This is a genomic window from Rhizobium sp. ERR 1071, assembly GCF_007828675.1.
GTDB lineage: Bacteria > Pseudomonadota > Alphaproteobacteria > Rhizobiales > Rhizobiaceae > Rhizobium > Rhizobium dioscoreae.
The window spans coordinates 363,485-380,701 of record NZ_VITM01000003.1; the positions used below are offsets into that span (position 1 = coordinate 363,485).

At 60.0% G+C, this 17,217-nt stretch carries 14 protein-coding genes and 1 tRNA gene; 4 read left to right on the forward strand and 11 right to left on the reverse strand.

The window, feature by feature from the left end:
- Positions 1-67: 67 nt before the first annotated feature.
- From FBZ99_RS11895 to FBZ99_RS11910, 4 genes are all read right to left on the reverse strand, one after another.
- Positions 68-1,663 (reverse strand): ABC transporter substrate-binding protein, encoded by a 1,596-nt coding sequence (locus FBZ99_RS11895; protein WP_113330106.1) that lies wholly within the window; start codon positions 1,661-1,663, stop codon positions 68-70.
- Between the two features lie 342 nt (positions 1,664-2,005).
- Positions 2,006-2,494, reverse strand: coding sequence for an iron-responsive transcriptional regulator RirA (rirA, locus tag FBZ99_RS11900; RefSeq protein ID WP_113330105.1), 489 nt, complete (start codon positions 2,492-2,494; stop codon positions 2,006-2,008).
- Positions 2,495-2,650: 156 nt separating this feature from the next.
- Complete coding sequence (locus FBZ99_RS11905; protein ID WP_106996675.1) at positions 2,651-2,998, reverse strand: VOC family protein; 348 nt, start codon at positions 2,996-2,998, stop codon at positions 2,651-2,653.
- 144 nt (positions 2,999-3,142) lie between these two features.
- A complete protein-coding gene (locus tag FBZ99_RS11910) occupies positions 3,143-4,639 on the reverse strand; it encodes a CoA-acylating methylmalonate-semialdehyde dehydrogenase (protein ID WP_113330103.1) in 1,497 nt (498 codons plus the stop codon).
- 126 nt (positions 4,640-4,765) lie between these two features.
- On the opposite strand from FBZ99_RS11910, the gene FBZ99_RS11915 reads away from it, so the two are divergent.
- Positions 4,766-5,647: a LysR family transcriptional regulator gene (locus FBZ99_RS11915; protein WP_113330102.1), complete on the forward strand. Its 882-nt coding sequence runs from the start codon at positions 4,766-4,768 to the stop codon at positions 5,645-5,647.
- Positions 5,648-5,687: 40 nt separating this feature from the next.
- On the opposite strand, the gene FBZ99_RS11920 is transcribed toward FBZ99_RS11915, so the two are convergent.
- Positions 5,688-5,894: a hypothetical protein gene (locus FBZ99_RS11920; protein WP_145322533.1), complete on the reverse strand. Its 207-nt coding sequence runs from the start codon at positions 5,892-5,894 to the stop codon at positions 5,688-5,690.
- A gap of 190 nt (positions 5,895-6,084) precedes the next feature.
- Here FBZ99_RS11920 and FBZ99_RS33090 point away from each other — a divergent pair, with 190 nt between their 5' ends.
- A complete protein-coding gene (locus FBZ99_RS33090; RefSeq protein ID WP_167078186.1) occupies positions 6,085-6,231 on the forward strand; it encodes a hypothetical protein in 147 nt (48 codons plus the stop codon).
- Between the two features lie 52 nt (positions 6,232-6,283).
- On the opposite strand, the gene FBZ99_RS11925 is transcribed toward FBZ99_RS33090, so the two are convergent.
- Both FBZ99_RS11925 and FBZ99_RS11930 read right to left on the reverse strand, forming a co-directional pair.
- Positions 6,284-6,360 (reverse strand) — tRNA-His (locus tag FBZ99_RS11925).
- A gap of 220 nt (positions 6,361-6,580) precedes the next feature.
- On the reverse strand, positions 6,581-7,027 hold the full coding sequence (locus FBZ99_RS11930; protein ID WP_069612335.1) for a phasin: 447 nt from the start codon (positions 7,025-7,027) through the stop codon (positions 6,581-6,583).
- Positions 7,028-7,249: 222 nt separating this feature from the next.
- Between FBZ99_RS11930 and FBZ99_RS11935 the strand changes: the two genes are divergently transcribed.
- Positions 7,250-10,927 (forward strand): ATP-binding protein, encoded by a 3,678-nt coding sequence (locus FBZ99_RS11935; RefSeq protein WP_145633258.1) that lies wholly within the window; start codon positions 7,250-7,252, stop codon positions 10,925-10,927.
- Positions 10,928-10,945: 18 nt separating this feature from the next.
- Here FBZ99_RS11935 and FBZ99_RS11940 read toward each other — a convergent pair whose 3' ends face one another.
- The 3 genes from FBZ99_RS11940 to FBZ99_RS11950 all read right to left on the reverse strand — a co-directional run bounded on the left by FBZ99_RS11940 (position 10,946) and on the right by FBZ99_RS11950 (position 13,697).
- On the reverse strand, positions 10,946-11,347 hold the full coding sequence (locus FBZ99_RS11940) for a GFA family protein (protein ID WP_145633260.1): 402 nt from the start codon (positions 11,345-11,347) through the stop codon (positions 10,946-10,948).
- Positions 11,348-11,474: 127 nt separating this feature from the next.
- Positions 11,475-12,878, reverse strand: a complete 1,404-nt coding sequence (chrA, locus tag FBZ99_RS11945) for a chromate efflux transporter (RefSeq protein WP_145633262.1) — start codon at positions 12,876-12,878, stop codon at positions 11,475-11,477.
- A 6-nt stretch (positions 12,879-12,884) separates the two neighbouring features.
- Positions 12,885-13,697: a chromate resistance protein ChrB domain-containing protein gene (locus FBZ99_RS11950; RefSeq protein ID WP_145633264.1), complete on the reverse strand. Its 813-nt coding sequence runs from the start codon at positions 13,695-13,697 to the stop codon at positions 12,885-12,887.
- Between the two features lie 358 nt (positions 13,698-14,055).
- On the opposite strand from FBZ99_RS11950, the gene FBZ99_RS11955 reads away from it, so the two are divergent.
- Complete coding sequence (locus FBZ99_RS11955) at positions 14,056-15,078, forward strand: class I SAM-dependent methyltransferase (protein ID WP_145633266.1); 1,023 nt, start codon at positions 14,056-14,058, stop codon at positions 15,076-15,078.
- An 88-nt stretch (positions 15,079-15,166) separates the two neighbouring features.
- Here the strand turns inward: FBZ99_RS11955 and FBZ99_RS11960 are convergent, their stop codons facing one another.
- A complete protein-coding gene (locus FBZ99_RS11960; RefSeq protein ID WP_145633916.1) occupies positions 15,167-17,083 on the reverse strand; it encodes a DEAD/DEAH box helicase in 1,917 nt (638 codons plus the stop codon).
- Positions 17,084-17,217 lie beyond the last annotated feature (134 nt).

Consider the following 17,217-nt stretch of genomic DNA (forward strand, 5'->3'; position numbering starts at 1 on the left):
GCGGTCAGACAGGGTGTCTGACCGCCGGGTCGCCCGGTCTTAGCCGGGCATTCTCACAGATTTTTCGTTATTCGGCGATATCGACGCCATCGAAGCGGTGAACGCCGACCGGATCCTGGAAGTAACCGGAGACATTCTTCGTCATCGGGATGAACTCTTCGGAATGGTCGATGGTCATCCAGGGAGCTTCGCGCTTGAAGACGACCTGAGCCTGTTCGTAGAGCTTGGTGCGCTCCTTGACGTCGGCTGTCTGCTTGGCCTTCTTCACGAGATCGTCGAATTCCTTGTTGCACCACTGCGCGCGGTTGTTGCCGCCGACGGCATCGCAGCCGAGAAGCGTGTCAAGGAAGTTATCCGGATCGCCGTTGTCACCGGTCCAGCCGAGGATGGCCGCACCGTCGCGGTCCTTGGCGGAGGAGAGCTTCAGGTACTGAGCCCAGTCGTAGGTGACGATCTCGACCTTGACGCCGATCTTGGCGAGGTCTGCCTGCATAAGTTCGGCGGCACGGCGGGCGTTCAGCATGTACGGACGCGAAACCGGCATTGCCCAGATCTTCATGCTCAGATCCTTGACGCCAGCCTTTTCAAGCAGCTTCTTGGCTTCGTCCGGATTGTAGGCGTCGTCCTTCACGTCCTTGTTGTAGGACCACATGGTCGGCGGGATCGGGTTGGTCGCAACCTTGCCGGAACCCTGGAAGACGGCGTCGACGATGGCCTGTTTGTTGACGGCCATGTTGATCGCCTTGCGAACTTCGACCTTGTCGAACGGCGCAACGAGCGTGTTGTAGGCGAGGTAGGAAACGTTCAGGCCGGCCTGTTCGAGAACCTTGAGGTTCTTGTCAGCCTTCAGATCCTTGATGTCGGCGGCGTTCGGGTAAGGCATGAGGTTGCATTCGCCGGACTTCAGCTTCTGCGCGCGGACGGATGCATCCGGCGTAATCGCGAAGACGAGATCGTCGATCTTCTCCTTGCCCTTGAAGTAGGTTTCGTTCGCCTTGTAGCGGATGACGGCATCCGGCTGGTACGCGACGAAGGTGAACGCGCCGGTGCCGAGCGGCTGCTGGTTCATCTGCTCCATCTTCTTGTCGGCCTGCAGCTTGTCTGCATATTCCTTCGACAGGATCGAGGCGAAGTCCATGGCGAGGTCGGCGAGGAACGGAGCTTCCGGACGGTTCAGAACGAACTTGACGGTGAGGTCATCAACCTTGTCGATCGACTTGATGAGCTTGGGGAAGCCCATGCCGTCGGCATATTCATAGGAACCGCCGGCAACATACTTGGCCCACGGATTGTCCGTACCGAGCTGACGGCCGATCGAGAAGATGACGTCGTCGGCATTGAGGTCACGCGTCGGCGTGAAGAAATCGGTCGTCTGGAACTTCACGCCCTTGCGAAGCTTGAAGGTGTATTCCTTGCCGTCGGGGGAAACGGTCCAGCTTTCGGCGAGGCCGGGTTCGATCTCGGTGCTGCCGTGCTTGAATTCGACAAGACGGCTATAAACCGTGCGCGAGGAAGCATCAAATGTGGTGCCGGCGGTATAGATGCCGGGATCGAAACCTTCCGGCGAACCTTCCGAGCAATAGACAAGCGTTTTCGACCAGGCGGACGTCGCCATGACCGAAGCCAAGGCTGTCACTGCCAGCAGGACAGAAATCTTTTTCATGATATCGTTTCCCAGATTTGTTATTCTTTTGAAGCCGTGGACACCACCAGAGGTTCCCATCCGGATCGCGCCGATGGAACTTTATTTTAAGTTTGAAAGCAACAAGCGCCGCCTAAAATTTTTCCAATTTCTATAGTTTGGAAATTTTTGGGCGAAAAAACCTTTGAATTGGTAATTTTCTGGCAAAAAATTACGTGCTTTTGGTTGATTCAGAATGATTTGCCGTTTTCCTCTTTCCATCCGCCAACGGCCTATTGCCCGGATAGGAGGCAATACAAACGAAAATCCGCAGCTACCGGCGGTAACTGCGGACCAAAACATGACCGAACTTCGGATAACCGATTAGGCGGCCGGGGCCGCGACCACCGGCTTCTTCGCAATCGCCTTGTGATCTTTGTCGGTGAGGCCGAGCAGGAAGTTGATCTGCGGGCGGGCCTTGACGAGGTCGTCGATGGAATATTCGGTCAGAACGTCGAAGAAAGCATTGAGCGCCTTGCGCAACGCCGAGTTGAGGCCGCAGCTATCGACTAGCGGGCATTCCACCACCCCATCCTCGAAGCACTCCGCCATGGCGAAACTGTCCTCGGTGACGCGGACAACGTCGAACAGGCTGATATCGGTCGCCGGCTTCGCAAGCCGCACACCGCCATTGCGGCCACGCACAGTTTCAACGAGACCTGCCTTGGTCAGCGGCTGCAGGATCTTGAAGAGGAACAGCTCGGACACGCTGTATGCCTTGGCGATCTCCGGGATGCGGCTGAGATGGCCTTCATTGGCGGCGCAATACATCAGCATGCGCACGGCGTAATTGGTCTGCTTGGTCAAGCGCATGCCGATCTCCTGGAATCAAGGCTGCTTAGGGGCTGACCCCGTATATAGTGGCTTTCTTAGTTTTGAACAATTCCAAAATATGAAATTCATATTCAGCTTATTTAGAAAGCCTGCCCTCCAGCCCCTGCCGACCTCCAATCGGCGATGCCCCGAAGCTCATGGCACGGAAATCCAGACCGCCATTTCGCAGCCGCCCGGCTCGCGGAAATGAAACCGACGGCCGCCCGGAAAATCGAAAGCCGGACGGGTGATGACGCCGCCGGCAAATTCGACGGCGCGCTGTGCGGCCTCCAGATCGGTGGTGCGCACGACGGGCAAAGGCGTGCCGGCCGCCTCCCCCGCATCTCCGTCAATGCCGGCATCTATTCCGGCCGCCTCGATGACATGGTAGGTCGGCCCATAGCTGACGAAGCTCCAGTCGAAGGCTTCCTCGAAGAAGCGGCGGGTCTTCAGGCCATCTTTCGACGGAAATTCGAGATAGTCGATCTGATAGGTCATGGCCATCGCTCAGCCCTCCCGTTGTTCTTGTTTTGTTCTAGATGAAAACAGCGGCCCTGACAAGATGACTCCATCGAAAACAAACGCAATAAAAAAGCCGCCGCCCGAAAATACCGGACGACGGCTGATACGAGCCGGTGATTGCGATGCTTACTTCATCGTCGGCATCACGAATTCCGCACCGTCCTTGATGCCCGACGGCCAGCGGGCAGTGATCGTCTTGGTGCGCGTCCAGAACTTAATCGAATCCGTGCCGTGCTGGTTGAGATCGCCGAAGCTCGATGCCTTCCAGCCGCCGAAGGAGTGGTAGGCGAGCGGAACCGGGATTGGAACGTTGACGCCAATCATGCCGATATTGATGCGCGAGGCGAAATCGCGGGCAGCATCGCCGTCGCGGGTGTAGATGGCGACGCCGTTGCCGTATTCGTGCTTCATCGGCAGATCGAGCGCTTCTTCGTAGTTCTTGGCGCGAACGACCGAGAGAACCGGTCCGAAGATCTCGGTCTTGTAGATATCCATGTCCGGCTTGACGTGATCGAACAGCGTGCCGCCGACAAAATAGCCGTCCTCATAGCCCTGCAGCTTGAAGCCGCGACCGTCGACGACCAACTTGGCGCCTTCCTCGACACCGCGATCGATTAGGCCGTTGACGCGGTTATAGGCATCCTTGGTGACGAGCGGGCCCATGTCTGCCTTGTCATCGGTATAGGGGCCGATGCGCAGGGATTCGATCTTCGGCACCAGCTTCTCGACGAGACGGTTAGCGGTCTCTTCGCCGACCGGAACTGCTACAGAGACCGCCATGCAGCGTTCGCCGGCAGAGCCGTAGCCGGCGCCCATCAGGGCGTTGACGGCCTGGTCCATATCCGCGTCGGGCATGATGATCATGTGGTTCTTGGCGCCGCCGAAGCACTGGGCGCGCTTGCCGTTCATCGCGGCCGTGCCATAGACGTAGCGGGCGATCGGCGTGGAGCCGACGAAGGAAACGGCAGCGATATCCGGATCGGTCAGGATGGCGTCGACGGCGGCCTTGTCGCCGTTGACGACGTTGAGGATGCCGGCAGGCAGGCCGGCTTCGATCATCAGTTCGGCCAGGCGGAGCGGCACGGACGGATCGCGCTCGGACGGCTTCAGGATGAAGGCGTTACCGCAGGCGATGGCCGGGGCGAACATCCACATCGGGATCATGGCCGGAAAGTTGAACGGCGTGATGCCGGCGCCGACGCCGACAGCTTGGCGGATGGAATACATGTCGATCGCCGGGCCGGCGCCTTCGGTAAACTCACCCTTCTGCAGATGCGGAATGCCGCAGACGAATTCGCAGACTTCGAGGCCGCGGACGATATCGCCCTTGGAATCCTCGACCGTCTTGCCGTGCTCCTTGGAAAGAAGCGTCGCCAGCTCGTCCATGTTCTGGTTCAGAAGCTCGACGAATTTGAAGAAGACGCGGGCGCGACGCTGCGGGTTGGTGGCGGCCCATTTCGGCTGAGCGGCCTTGGCATTTTCGACGGCTGCGCGCAGTTCCTCGACGCTGGCGAGCGCGACGGTTGCCTGCACTTCGCCGGTTGCCGGATTGTAGACGTTGCTCGTACGTCCGCTCGTACCGGCGACGTGCTTGCCGCCGATGAAATGACCGATCTCACGCATGGATGTGCCTCCTCGTTTTCTTGGATGATGACAGGATGGCACTTCAATTTGCACAAATCAATGAGCTGCTATAAGCAACCGCTGTGCAGAAATTGAAGTCCTTCTTGTGCAAGAGAGGGTGTGTGAATGGATTGGGATGATGTCCGGATGTTTCTGGCTGTGGCCCGCACGGGCCAAATCCTGGCCGCTTCGAAACGGCTCGGCGTCAACCACGCCACCCTCTCCCGTCGCGTGACGACGCTGGAAGAGCGCTTGAAGACGCGGTTGCTCGTGCGCCGCACCAATGGCTGCGATCTGACCGCCGAAGGCGAGATCTTCCTGCACGCGGCGGAGCGCATGGAAACGGAGATGCTGCGCGCGCAGGCGAGCGTCGGCCACCTCGACAGCGCGATCACCGGGACGGTGCGCATCGGCGCGCCTGATGGCTTCGGCGTTTCCTTTCTCGCGCCGCGGCTCGGGCGGCTGATCGCCCGTTATCCGGAGCTGCGTATCCAGCTTGTGCCTGTTCCCCGCTCTTTCTCGCTGTCGCAGCGCGAGGCCGATATCGCCATCACGCTCGAACGTCCCGAGCAAGGTCGCCTGGTCTCATCGAAGCTGACGGATTACACGCTCGGGCTCTATGCTTCCAAAGCCTATCTGGAACAGGCCGGATTGCCCGACAGCGTGGAAGCACTAAAGCTGCATCCGCGCGTGGGCTATGTCGAAGACCTGATCTTTACGGCTTCGCTCAATTTTTCCGGCGAGATCATGCGCAGTTGGGACGCCTCCTTCGAGATATCCACAGCGATTGGCCAAACGGAAGCGGTGCGCTCCGGCGCCGGCATCGGCATCCTGCATGATTACATCGCCAGGCAGTTTCCGGAGCTGACGCGCATCCTGCCCGATATCTCCATTAAGCGTGCCTATTGGACGACCTACCATGAAAGTGCCCGCGACCTGGTGCGTGTGCGCACCGTCGCGGACTTCCTGCAGGAGCTTGTCAGCGAGGAGCGGCGGATCTTCCTGTAAAATGATGCCGATAGACGCGCTTCCTGCTCGCAGGCAGAGGTCACGGCATCAAGCTACACCACCATGACGGCGCATGCGGCGGCTGAGTTTCCGCATGCTTCGGCGGTTCCTCATTCTCATCCGGATTGGGAACGGGAACTTCATCCGGCAGCCTGTCCGGATCCGGCTCCTCGACAGGCGGCTTCGGTGTCCAGCCGGGTTCGGGCATCGGAGGCGTCTCGGGGATCGGCTCGTTCGGTACAGACATGTCCGCTCCTTTCGTCTCGTTGCCGATATGGACACAACGACCAGCAATGCGGACGGTTCCAAGATATTTCGGCATGCGGCCCGCATTTGTGGCGTGGGCGGGTCCGGCACTCCTCCCCGTTCGTCCCTCGCCGCTGGACAAAGGCCGGACGAAGCCTAGTATTTTAGACAGAGATCAGGGAGCCAGGACGATGAGCGACAAGAAGCAGCAGAAACTGGACGAGAAAAAGCACAAGGAACAGGACGATTATCTGGAGGAAGCGCTGGAAGAGACTTTTCCGGCAAGCGATCCGATATCGCCAGGTCACGTGTCCAAGAAGCCTGAAGACAAGAAATAATCCCACAAGGCTAAAGGCGTCGGTATCTTGTAAAGGATGGATCGGGAGAGAATGGTACGGTTGAGTGGGGTCGAACCACTGACCTCAGGTGCCACAAACCTGCGCTCTAACCAACTGAGCTACAACCGCACATGATCGCGTTGCCGCGTCAACGGGGGTCACATACGAGGACTTTGAAATTATTTCAAGTCCTATCTCCCCGCAATATAAAAAAGCTTTGCAGATATCCAAATGATGATGCTGGGCCGGATATCGGCCAAGCCGGCTTGAGCTGCAAATGAAAAGTCCCGCCCCAGGGTTTTCACCTGGGAACGGGACATTCATGCCTTGGGAGGCTTATTGGAAATGATCAGGCCTTGAAGGAGGCCATTGCCTTTTCAGCGGCGTCCTTGGCGGGCTTTGCCAGCTTTTCGGCAACCTTCTTGGTGGTGTCCTGAATGGACTTGGCCTGCTCGACGGTGACTTCGGCCTGCTTGCGGATGAAGGCGGTCTGAAGTTCGAAGAGTTCTGCAACGGACTTGACGCGAAGCAGGGCTTCCATGTGAGCCAGCGAGCTTTCGGCATTGGTGCGCAGAACGTCGATGGCCTTGAGGCCGATTTCGACCGAGCCGGCCTGTGCGGTCTGCACGGTTGCCTCAACCGTCTTGCCGGCTTCCTCGGTGGCAGCCTTCAGCTTGGCAAAGGCTTCCTTGGACTGGGCAGCACCCTTTTCCGCGAAATCGCGGAAGGATTCGGAGAACTTGGACGGATCGAATGCAGCCGTTGAAAAAACGTCGTCTTTCTTTACAGTAGCCATGATTACGCTCCTAAAAGGGCCCTCCCTGAGGCGCCCGTCGTGAACTTGTGTGAGGGGTATATAATATAAAATATTGTGCAGTGCAACATATTTGTGCGTCGCACAATACGTTAACCTTTCCGGCCGAAAAATGGGCCGCTCGCTGGACCGAAAAGCGGGGCGCCGTTATTAATAAACTGTTAAATCACGAGAGGCGATCACGCCCGCAAAACAGGTTGGAAAATGCCCGCAATTCAATATCCGTTCATTGACATTGCCGTGCATCCGCGCGTTCGGGAGCGTTTCGCGCGCGGTGAAGCCATGGTCATGTTCTCGACCGGCATGGATCGCGTGCTCTGGGCCAATGGCGCCGGCGCCAACCTTTTCGGCTATGATGTCATTTACGATTTCGTCGAACAGGGACCGAAGCCAGGCGACGTCTCGTTCCGCCAGATCGAGGCGACGGCGCGCGGCCTTGGTACTATCGGCGATCAGCGCACATTCCTGATCCGCATGGCTTCCGGCTTCCAGCGGGCTGTCGTCAATGCCGCCGTCGAGCTGATCCGCATTCAGGCCGGCGAAGAGGCTGTGCTGTTTTCCTCTCCGGTCTCTTCGAAGCCGCTTTCCTCGGCCGAATGCGCCAAGCGCATGATCGACGGGTTCGACGATCCTGATACCCATATTGCCGTCATCGGCCGCGACGGCGAAATCGTTACCGCCTCTGCTGGCTTCAGAACACTCGGCGTAACGCCGCAGACCGCACGGATGCTGACGACCATGGCCGGCGCCCAGCCGGACCGGCTGATCAAGCGGCCCATCCCGACCGGACGTGGCTATCTGCCTGCCGCCATCGGCAAGCTCTCCGAAATTCCGGCCCTACACCTGCTCTTCGTTGTCGAAACAGTGCTTGGCCATCTCGACCCGACGGGAAGCCTTGCCGAGGAGACCAGCCTTGCCGCCGTCGAGCCGCAGGCGGAGGAAGTCCGTAAGGAGCTGGAGGCAGCGGCGCCGGACGAGGAGCCGAAAGCTGCTCCGGCCGCACCTTTCGGCGATGTTATCGATGCGGTAGCCGGCATCGAAGAGCTGGACGAAACGCCGGAATATCGCGAGGACGAACAAGCGGAGGCGACCCCGGCCAACGGAAGCTCCGGTGAGACCGGAACGGACGCGACCGCCGATGCGGATGGCACGCCCGGCGCAGTTGCCGAGACCGAAGTTCACGCCAATGAGCATCAGCCGGAAACCGTGCCGGATAGCGAAGATAAGGCCGCCTCAGAGACAAAGACGGCAGCGGAACCGCCTCCGCCGGAAACTCACACCAATCCGGAAACCCGCACCGATATTGAAAACACCCCTGCGGAAGGTTTCAGCTTCAAGCACAACGGGCGCGCCACCCGTTTCGTCTGGAAGATCGATGCCGCCGGCCATTTCAGCGAGGTTTCCCGCGAATTTGCCGATGCCGTGGGACCGCATGCCGCCCAGATTGCCGGCACGGCCTTTGCCGATGTCGCCCGCCGCTTCAATCTCGATCCGGACGGCAAGATCGCGGAACTATTGGCGCGGCGCGACACATGGTCCGGCCGCACGATCTACTGGCCGGTGGAGGGCACGAGCCTGACCGTGCCGGTCGATCTCGCCGCTTTGCCGACCTATACCCGCAGCCGCGAATTCGATGGCTTCCGGGGCTTCGGCGTCGTCCGCCTGGCGGATGCCATCGAAGATCCGATGAAGCGCGGCATGACCCTCGGCACCCATGCAGTTGGAGACGCCGCGCCTATCGCCGAATTGCCCCCCGAAGTGGAAACTGCATCCAACGAGCAATCACCCGCTACCGAAGCTGAACTATCCCCAGCGACGGAAGAGATTGAAAATCCGGCTCAGGATAGCGCAGAATCCGCCCCGATCTCGCATTACGAACCGCCGGCACTGCGGATTTCCGAGACGCCGAACCGTCGCGAGTCGGACAAGGTCGTTCGTCTGCACGAGCGTCGGACATTGACGCAGACTGCCCTTTCGCTGAGCGAACAGGCAGCCTTCCGCGAAATCGCACGACAGCTCGAACCTTTCGGCAAGCGCACGGAACCGCCAGCGGAGCAGCCTCACGACGGGCAGCATGAGCATGAGGAGGGTACAGACACTCCTCCACAACCGAATGCGGCCGACGAAATCCTCTCCGAGGCATCCGAAACAACGGACGGACACGGCCATGCCGATGACCAGCCGCCAGCAGCGGCAATTGCGGAAGAGAACGTCGCGACGCCAGTTGTGACATTCGTCGAGGCTGCGGATGATAAGAGCGCAAAAGCGGCTGACGGAGCCGCAGCCGAAGCATCGCCGGCATCGGCCGAGCCGGAGGAGGATTTCGACCCGCTGGATGTCCTGAACAACGCGATTCCGCCGCGCGTGAAGATGCGCACCGGCCTGTCGCCGGACATCATCGACCAGCTGCCGCTCGCGATCCTCATCCACGCCGGGGATCGCCTGATCCACGGCAATCCGGAATTCCTGCGGCTGACCGGCTATGACAGCCTTGATGAGCTCGAGCAGGTCGGCGGACTTGATGCGCTGCTGCAACGCAACGATCTCGAAGGCAAGACCGAGCAGCCCGGCACGATGATGGTCGTGCGCGCCGACGATGCACTGGTGCCGGTGACGGCTCGGCTGCAGTCGATCCGTTGGGAAGACGGCACAGCCTTGATGCTGGCGTTGATGCCGGTGGAAAGAAGCGAGCCGCCAGCACCGCCGCCACAACCAATTCCTGAAGAGGCTCGCCCGGAGCGCATCCTCGAAAAGGTCGCGAAGCTGCAGGTCGAGATCGAGGAACTGCGCTCGACGCTGGAAACGGCGACGGATGGCGTGATCATCATCGGCCAGGACGGCGAGATCCGCTCGATGAACCGCTCGGCGAGCGCCCTCTTCAACTATGACGACCAGGAGACCCGCGGCAAACCCTTCGTCATGCTGTTTGCGCATGAAAGCCAGAAGGCAGTGCTCGACTATCTCGGCGGCCTTTCGGGCCATGGCGTCGCCAGCGTGCTGAACGACGGCCGCGAAGTGATCGGCCGCGAGGCTTCCGGCGGTTTCGTGCCGCTGTTCATGACCATGGGTCGGCTGAATTCCTCGAACGGTTACTGCGCCGTCATCCGCGACATCACGCAATGGAAGCGCACCGAAGAAGAGCTGCGCAACGCCAAGCGTGCCGCCGAAACCGCCAACGCGCACAAGACCGACTTTCTGGCTCGCGTCAGCCATGAAATCCGCACGCCGCTCAACGCCATCATCGGCTTTTCCGACATGATGGCCGGTGAGCGTTTCGGGCCGATCGGCCATTCGCGCTATGTCGAATATGCGACCGATATCGGCCGCTCCGGTCGCCACGTGCTGGACATCGTGAACGACCTTCTCGACATCTCGAAGATTGAAGCCGGCGAGATGGACTTGGATTTCGCATCGGTCGGCCTGAACGAAGCGATCACCGAAGCGGTGTCGCTGGTGCAACCGCAGGCTAACAGCCAGCGCGTCATCATCCGCACCGCACTTTCTCAGGCTGTGCCTAATGTCGTGGCCGATTTGCGCTCGATCAAGCAAATTGCGCTCAACATTCTCTCCAATGCCATCCGCTTCACGCCATCGGGCGGGCAGATCGTCGTGTCGACTGCGTATGAGGGCAATGGCAGCGTCGTGATGCGCATCCGGGATACCGGCGTCGGCATGACACGCTCGGAGCTGGAGCAGGCCATGAAGCCGTTCCGGCAGGTGTCCACCAATTCCCGCAAGCGCGGCGACGGCACCGGCCTCGGCCTGCCACTGACCAAGGCGATGGTCGATGCCAACCGCGCGACCTTCTCGATCAATTCCGCCCCGAACGAGGGCACGCTGGTCGAGATCACCTTCCCCTCGCCGCGGGTGCTGGCAAACTGAGACAGTCTCGGCTCGCCATCAAAACCAAAGATCGCGCACGCATCGTCCGTCGGAAGGAAGATCTTCAAACGTGTCGAGCCCATCGAAATGATCGATCGGGAGGTCGGCAACGAGATCCGGCGGCGCCAGCCGAACATTGACCGCCATGCGCCGGCGGCCATCCTTTTGCAGCCTTAAGCCCCGCCAGCTCACGACGCAGGCGCAGGACGGGCAGAACAGTATTTCGAGAGAGGGCTTGTTCTTGCCGACGCGGGTATAGGAGGCAGTCTGGCCCGTGACGGAGACCCGCTCCTCTTCGTAGTCATAGGCCCACAGCGCACCGTAACGCCGGCAGAGCGTGCAGTTGCAGGCTGTAATTGAGCCTGGATCGCCTTCAAGCGTCCAGCCCGCCTTGCCGCAATGACAGGAGCCGATCAGCATGGGTGCACCACTCCATTCGCTGCCTGGTCGAAGGAGCGGCATTCTGCCTTAGTCACGAGATCCCTGCAAATGCGCGGGAGAACACGAATTCTCACTCCCGGCCACCGACGCGACGAATGCTCGGCTTTCAGGAAACGAGGACAGTCCAGCCAACACCCAAAGCGGCAGATGCCAACAAGGTCGATATTACTGACATCTTCAGGCGAAAAATGGCCATCGCTGCCAACAGGGTCAGCACCAGCGAGGGTAATGAAAGCGACGTCAGGACGGGCACATCCATCGCCCAGGAGCCATAGGTGAAACTCGTGGTCTCACGGAACAGCACATGGAGCCCGAACCAAATCGCGAGATTGAGGATGACGCCCACCACCGCTGCCGTTATTGCCGACATGGCGCCGGTCAGCGCGACATTCCCGCGCATCTTCTCGATGAATGGCGCGCCTGCGAAAATCCAAAGGAAGCTCGGCAGGAAGGTGACCCATGTTGTCAGCACCGCGGCAAAGGTTGCTGCCGCAAGAGGGCTGAGGGTGCCGGGATTACGATAGCCTGCCAGGAAACCAACGAACTGCGTGACCATGATCAGCGGTCCAGGCGTCGTTTCCGCCATCCCTAAACCATCGAGCATCTCGCCCGGCCGCAGCCAGCCCAGCTGCTGCACGGCCTCCTGCGCGACATAGGCCAGCACGGCATAGGCGCCGCCAAAGGTGACAACTGCCATCTCGCTGAAGAATATGCCGATTTTGGAAAAGACGTTATCGGGGTCGAGCGTAACCAGCAGGGCCGCGACTGGAATGAGCCACGCGGCCGCCAGCGCACCTGACGTCTTCAAAGACCAGGCGAGGTTCGGTCGCGCGTGCAAAGGGATCTCCTCGCCAAGAACGGAGTCCTTATCTTCCAGAATTGCCCCGGAGCCCGACTTGTGTCCGCCGCCCATCCTAAAGGCCGCGACCCCTGCCTGGGAGGCCAGGTAGCCGATAAGTCCGGCTCCAACGATGATGACGGGGAATGGAACATGCAGGAAGAAGATCGCCACAAAGGCAGCGGCGGCCAAAGCGACCATAGCCCTGCTTTTGAGGGCTCGACTCCCGATGCGAAAGACCGCCTGGACGACGACCGCCAGCACGGCGCATTTGAGCCCGAAGAACATCCCTTCGATAAAGGTCAGGCTCCCGAACAGGACGTAGACATAACTGAGCGCAAGGATTGCAATGAAGCCCGGCAGGACGAATAGAATGCCGGCGATCATGCCACCCAGCGTCCTGTTCAGCAGCCAGCCGATATAGATAGCGAGCTGATGCGCTTCGGGGCCTGGCAGCAACATGCAGTAGTTCAGGGCATGAAGGAACCTGTGCTCTCCCACCCATTTCTTCTCATCGACGACGATGCGGTGCATGACGGCGATCTGCCCCGCCGGCCCGCCGAAGCTCAAGGCGGCAACGCGGGTCCAGACCTTGACGGCCTCATGAAGGGGGACGATGTCCCGATCAGCCGCGCTTGATCGCTCGGCTGTATTTTTTACGAGATCGGTCATAGTCGGTTATATCTTCCTTGGATTTGGCCAGTTGTGCGTCTCTTCTGTCGCGTCACGACACCAACGATAGAAGGCATCATAGAGCGTCATGCCGGCTTCCAGCTGTTGCAGGTCGTCGTTGAACATTCGCGAAAGGCCAAGCGAGGCCGCAAGCAACCCCGGCACTTCAGGCGCGAGCTCGGGCCGGGCGGTATCGGCTCCCCGAACGATGGTTGCAAGATGAAGGAGAGGTTCAGTGCCGAGACCGAATTCCTCGATCATGACATCGAAGGTGCATAACTCGCCACGATGGCTCCAGAAGACGTCTTCGATATCGAATGGTGTTGCCTTGAAGCGATCGGCAACAGGCGCAACTTCGGTTGCCGGAACGAACAGGAAGATCGCTGACGGATCGATAAAGCGCCGGATCAGCCATGGGCAGGCGATGCGATCGATCTTCGGCCGTGCCCTCGTTACCCATACGGTTCGCCCCTTGGCATCGCGGAGAGGCAGCTTTTCCTCGGCGACCAACATGTACTTCGCGCTGCGCCACGCTTCGAACCCACCTTCAAGGACCTCCGCCTCCTTTCCGACGACACGCAGATGGGCAGCAACTCCGTGAGCGAGTTTCTGTCCTTTCTGGCAGAGTATGATGGCAGGTCCCGCCAGTTCGTTCGCCCAGTCCGCTACCCTTCGATAGTCGCGGCGGATGGAGCCGGGAATAAGACGGGGATCGGCGGCGAAATCCTCGTCATTGCGGACATCGATAATCGTCGGCAAACCGGGCGTGCCGATAATACGATTAAGCTTGTCGGGTGTGATTTCCAGAAATGACGGCATGGCGCGTCCTCCGTTGGCTCGGTTTTAAGGACGCGATTCTTCAGCCGTAGCCTCGTGGGGTGATCGCAACCCCATAATTAATTTTCTGCCTGACGCGTTCCAAATGTCAAGCCGAATAACCGCGTGCTGCACCGGCAGGCATTTTTCGGCTTCTGCAGCCACTTACAGATTACCTATGACGTCGTGGTGTCGCGAAGTTCTGCGGCAACGATGAAAGACCGCGCTGCCGATCAAGAATATCTGATGTACCTCTGAAGTATTATCGACGACAAACTTAAAGTCCGTCGCCTTTTGTGAGATAATTCATCGTTGCGACCGACTATTCCGGTCGGTCATTGGGCACATAAGGGGGGATCCAATGTCAACGACGGCAGTAGAAGCAGACGTAGGCGAAGTTTCACCTAATCTAGTGGTCGATGCGATGTTTGCGTGCCGAAAGACGGCCGCCATCGTAGCCGCCATAGAACTCGATCTTTTTACTCTAATCGGTGACGGCAGCAATGCGGCATCCTTGGCGGCCGCAGCAAATGCAGCCGAAAGAGGCGTGCGCATTCTGTGCGACTATCTTGTTGTGAACGGCTTTCTCACGAAAACAGGCAATCAATACGCTCTGACACCATCCAGCCGGGTCTTCCTCGACCGGCATTCGCCAGCCTATATGGGCGCGGCCATCGAATTCCTGGCCGCACCGGAAATCCTCAAGCAGATCCTAGACAATCCGGCTTCCTATGTCCGCAACGGCGGATCCATTGGATTGGCAAATATGTCTCCGGACAATCCGGTTTGGGTGAAATTTGCTCGCGGCATGGGCTCGTTCACAGGCGGCAGCGCCATCAGCCTCGCTGCCGAAATGTCCAATTTGCCCATGCAGCCAAGGAAAATACTTGATATTGCCGCAGGGCACGGACTTTTCGGGATCGAGATGGCGAAGGCTTTTCCTTCGGCCGAGATCGTTGCGGTCGATTGGGGCTCCGTTCTGGAATTGGCCAAACATAATGCGCAGCAATTTGGCGTCGCCGAGCGCTACAAGGTCATTCCGGGCAGTGCATTCGAAGTCGACTGGGGCACGGATTATGATCTTATCCTGCTGCCGAACTTCCTGCATCACTTCGACCTGGAAACCTGTGCAGGATTGCTGCGGAAGAGCCGAGCCAGCCTGAGCACCGAGGGTAAGGTGGTTGCGGTGGAATTCGTGCCGAACGATGATCTCGTATCCCCGCCCTTCCCCGCCGCTTTCTCATGGGAGATGCTGGCCAGTACGCCAAAAGGCGAGGCCTACCCGCAGAAGGACCTGGCTGAGATGGCTAGGCGTGCCGGTTTTCATAATGTGAGGATAAAGCCACTACCACCGTCGCCGGCAAGCCTGATCTTCTTCGAGTAGCAATGCCGGGAGTACCGGTCTCCTCTTGCCGGCAGATGCGGAGATAGCGCCGAGGGGGCCGCCGCCCCCTTGAACTCGCTGATAGAAGTTAATTGTCCTGCGCCCGCGCGGCCTTGCGCTTGGCCCTCGAATTCGGCTTGCCTGCTGGCGGGCCGTCGTTCTTGGCGAAGCCCGGTTTGCCGGGCTTTTTCGCCCAGGGCTTCTTGTCGGAACGCTCGGAAATGCCGCCCTCGCCCGCATGCGCCCGTTCCGGCTTGCGGTCGGACTTCCATTTCGGCTTGGGCGTGTCGTTCGAGCGGGCGCCCTTGTCGGCAAAAGGCTTCTTCTTTGCGAAGCCGCCTTCCCGCTTGGCCTGGAAATCCGGCACGCCGGCAAGCGGCTTGACACGGATGCCGCGCTCGAGGGTCTTGTCGGGGCCGATGGCCGCGAGGAAGCGCTCGAAACTCTCCTGCGAGAGCTCGACGAAGGTCTCCTCGGGCTGCATCTTGATGGCGCCGATGTCGCGCTTGGTCAGATTGCCATTGCGGCAAAGCATGGGGATCAGCCAGCGCGGTTCGGCATTCTGCTTGCGTCCGACAGAGAGCGATACCCAGAGGCCATCGGTGAAGTCGTTGCGTCCCGCAGACGAGCCCTCATCGCGTGGCGTGACCGGAAAGTCATCCCGACGTGGCTTTCTGCGCTCGCCTTCGGCCGGCACGTCCTGCAGCTCCTCGGGCGCAGAATGGCCGGCGCGATATTGCCGCAGGAATGCAGCTGCCACCTGCTCGGCGCCATGGCGCTCCAGCAGCTGTTGAACGATCGACTGCTCGTCTTCGGCAAGCGGCGCTGTAAAGACCGGATCGGCGAGAAGACGCTCATCATCCCGCTGGCTCACCTCGTCGGCTGACGGCGGCTTTGCCCAGGTGGCGCGGATACGGGCGGCTTCCAGCAGGCGCTCCGTGCGGCGACGGGCGCTCAGCGGCACGATCATGGCGCTGACGCCCTTGTTGCCGGCGCGGCCAGTGCGGCCGCTGCGATGCAGCAGCGTTTCCGGATTGGTCGGCAGATCGGCATGGATGACCAGTTCCAGGCCCGGCAGATCGATGCCGCGGGCCGCGACGTCGGTTGCGATACAGACGCGGGCGCGGCCGTCGCGCATGGCCTGCAGGGCGTGCGTGCGCTCGTTCTGGCTGAGCTCGCCCGAGAGAGCGACAACCGAAAAGCCGCGATTGTTGAAGCGGGCCGTCAGATGATTGACGGCGGCGCGCGTCGAACAGAAGACGATGGCATTGCGCGCCTCATAGTAGCGCAGCACGTTGATGATGGCGTTTTCCCTGTCGCTCGGAACCACGGTCAGCGCGCGATAGTCGATATCGACATGCTGCTTGGCTTCGGAAGCCGTGGCGATGCGGACAGCGTCGCGCTGGTAGTTTTCGGCAAGCTTGGCGATCGAGCGCGGCACCGTGGCGGAAAACATCAGGGTGCGGCGCTCGGAGGGTGCTGCTTCCAGGATGAATTCCAGATCCTCGCGGAAACCGAGATCAAGCATCTCGTCCGCCTCGTCGAGCACAACGGCCTTGAGTTCGGAGATATCGAGCGAGTTGCGGCGGATGTGATCGCAGAGACGGCCGGGTGTGCCGACGACGATATGAGCGCCGCGCTCGAGCGTGCGTCGCTCCGTGCGCATGTCCATGCCGCCGACGCAGGACGCAATGGTCGCACCCGTCAGCCCATAGAGCCATTCCAGCTCGCGCTGCACCTGCAGCGCCAGTTCGCGGGTCGGTGCAATCGCCAGCGCCAGCGGAGCACCTGCGCGGCCAAACCGTTCCGCGCCGTCAAGGAGGCCGGGCGCCAGCGCCAAGCCGAAGGCAACCGTCTTGCCCGAGCCGGTCTGAGCCGAGACAAGCGCATCTTTGCCAGCGAGGCCGGGATCGAGCATGGCCTTTTGCACCGGCGTCAGCGTTTCATACCCGCGCTTCGCCAAAGCCTGGGCGATCGCAGGAGCGATGCCTTCGAATTCAGTCATCATCTGTCTTTCGGAATTCTTCGCACACCATCAGGTGGCGATCATCGTGGTTCGCACGTCGCGAACCTCTTCTTCAGGCGTGCACATACTTGCTCAATGCGTCAATGTACAGAGCAGACACGGATTCGTGACGA

Excerpts from the sequence above, each read along its gene's own strand:
- FBZ99_RS11920 (WP_145322533.1), bottom strand. The coding sequence starts at position 5,894 with ATGTCTGTACCGAACGAGCCGATCCCCGAGACGCCTCCGATGCCCGAA.
- FBZ99_RS11915 (WP_113330102.1), top strand. The coding sequence starts at position 4,766 with ATGGATTGGGATGATGTCCGGATGTTTCTGGCTGTGGCCCGCACGGGC.
- FBZ99_RS11955 (WP_145633266.1), top strand. The coding sequence starts at position 14,056 with ATGTCAACGACGGCAGTAGAAGCAGACGTAGGCGAAGTTTCACCTAAT.
- FBZ99_RS11910 (WP_113330103.1), bottom strand. The coding sequence starts at position 4,639 with ATGCGTGAGATCGGTCATTTCATCGGCGGCAAGCACGTCGCCGGTACG.
- FBZ99_RS11960 (WP_145633916.1), bottom strand. The coding sequence starts at position 17,083 with ATGACTGAATTCGAAGGCATCGCTCCTGCGATCGCCCAGGCTTTGGCG.
- FBZ99_RS11905 (WP_106996675.1), bottom strand. The coding sequence starts at position 2,998 with ATGGCCATGACCTATCAGATCGACTATCTCGAATTTCCGTCGAAAGAT.
- FBZ99_RS11935 (WP_145633258.1), top strand. The coding sequence starts at position 7,250 with ATGCCCGCAATTCAATATCCGTTCATTGACATTGCCGTGCATCCGCGC.
- FBZ99_RS11895 (WP_113330106.1), bottom strand. The coding sequence starts at position 1,663 with ATGAAAAAGATTTCTGTCCTGCTGGCAGTGACAGCCTTGGCTTCGGTC.
- FBZ99_RS11930 (WP_069612335.1), bottom strand. The coding sequence starts at position 7,027 with ATGGCTACTGTAAAGAAAGACGACGTTTTTTCAACGGCTGCATTCGAT.
- chrA (WP_145633262.1), bottom strand. The coding sequence starts at position 12,878 with ATGACCGATCTCGTAAAAAATACAGCCGAGCGATCAAGCGCGGCTGAT.
- FBZ99_RS11940 (WP_145633260.1), bottom strand. The coding sequence starts at position 11,347 with ATGCTGATCGGCTCCTGTCATTGCGGCAAGGCGGGCTGGACGCTTGAA.
- rirA (WP_113330105.1), bottom strand. The coding sequence starts at position 2,494 with ATGCGCTTGACCAAGCAGACCAATTACGCCGTGCGCATGCTGATGTAT.
- FBZ99_RS33090 (WP_167078186.1), top strand. The coding sequence starts at position 6,085 with ATGAGCGACAAGAAGCAGCAGAAACTGGACGAGAAAAAGCACAAGGAA.
- FBZ99_RS11950 (WP_145633264.1), bottom strand. The coding sequence starts at position 13,697 with ATGCCGTCATTTCTGGAAATCACACCCGACAAGCTTAATCGTATTATC.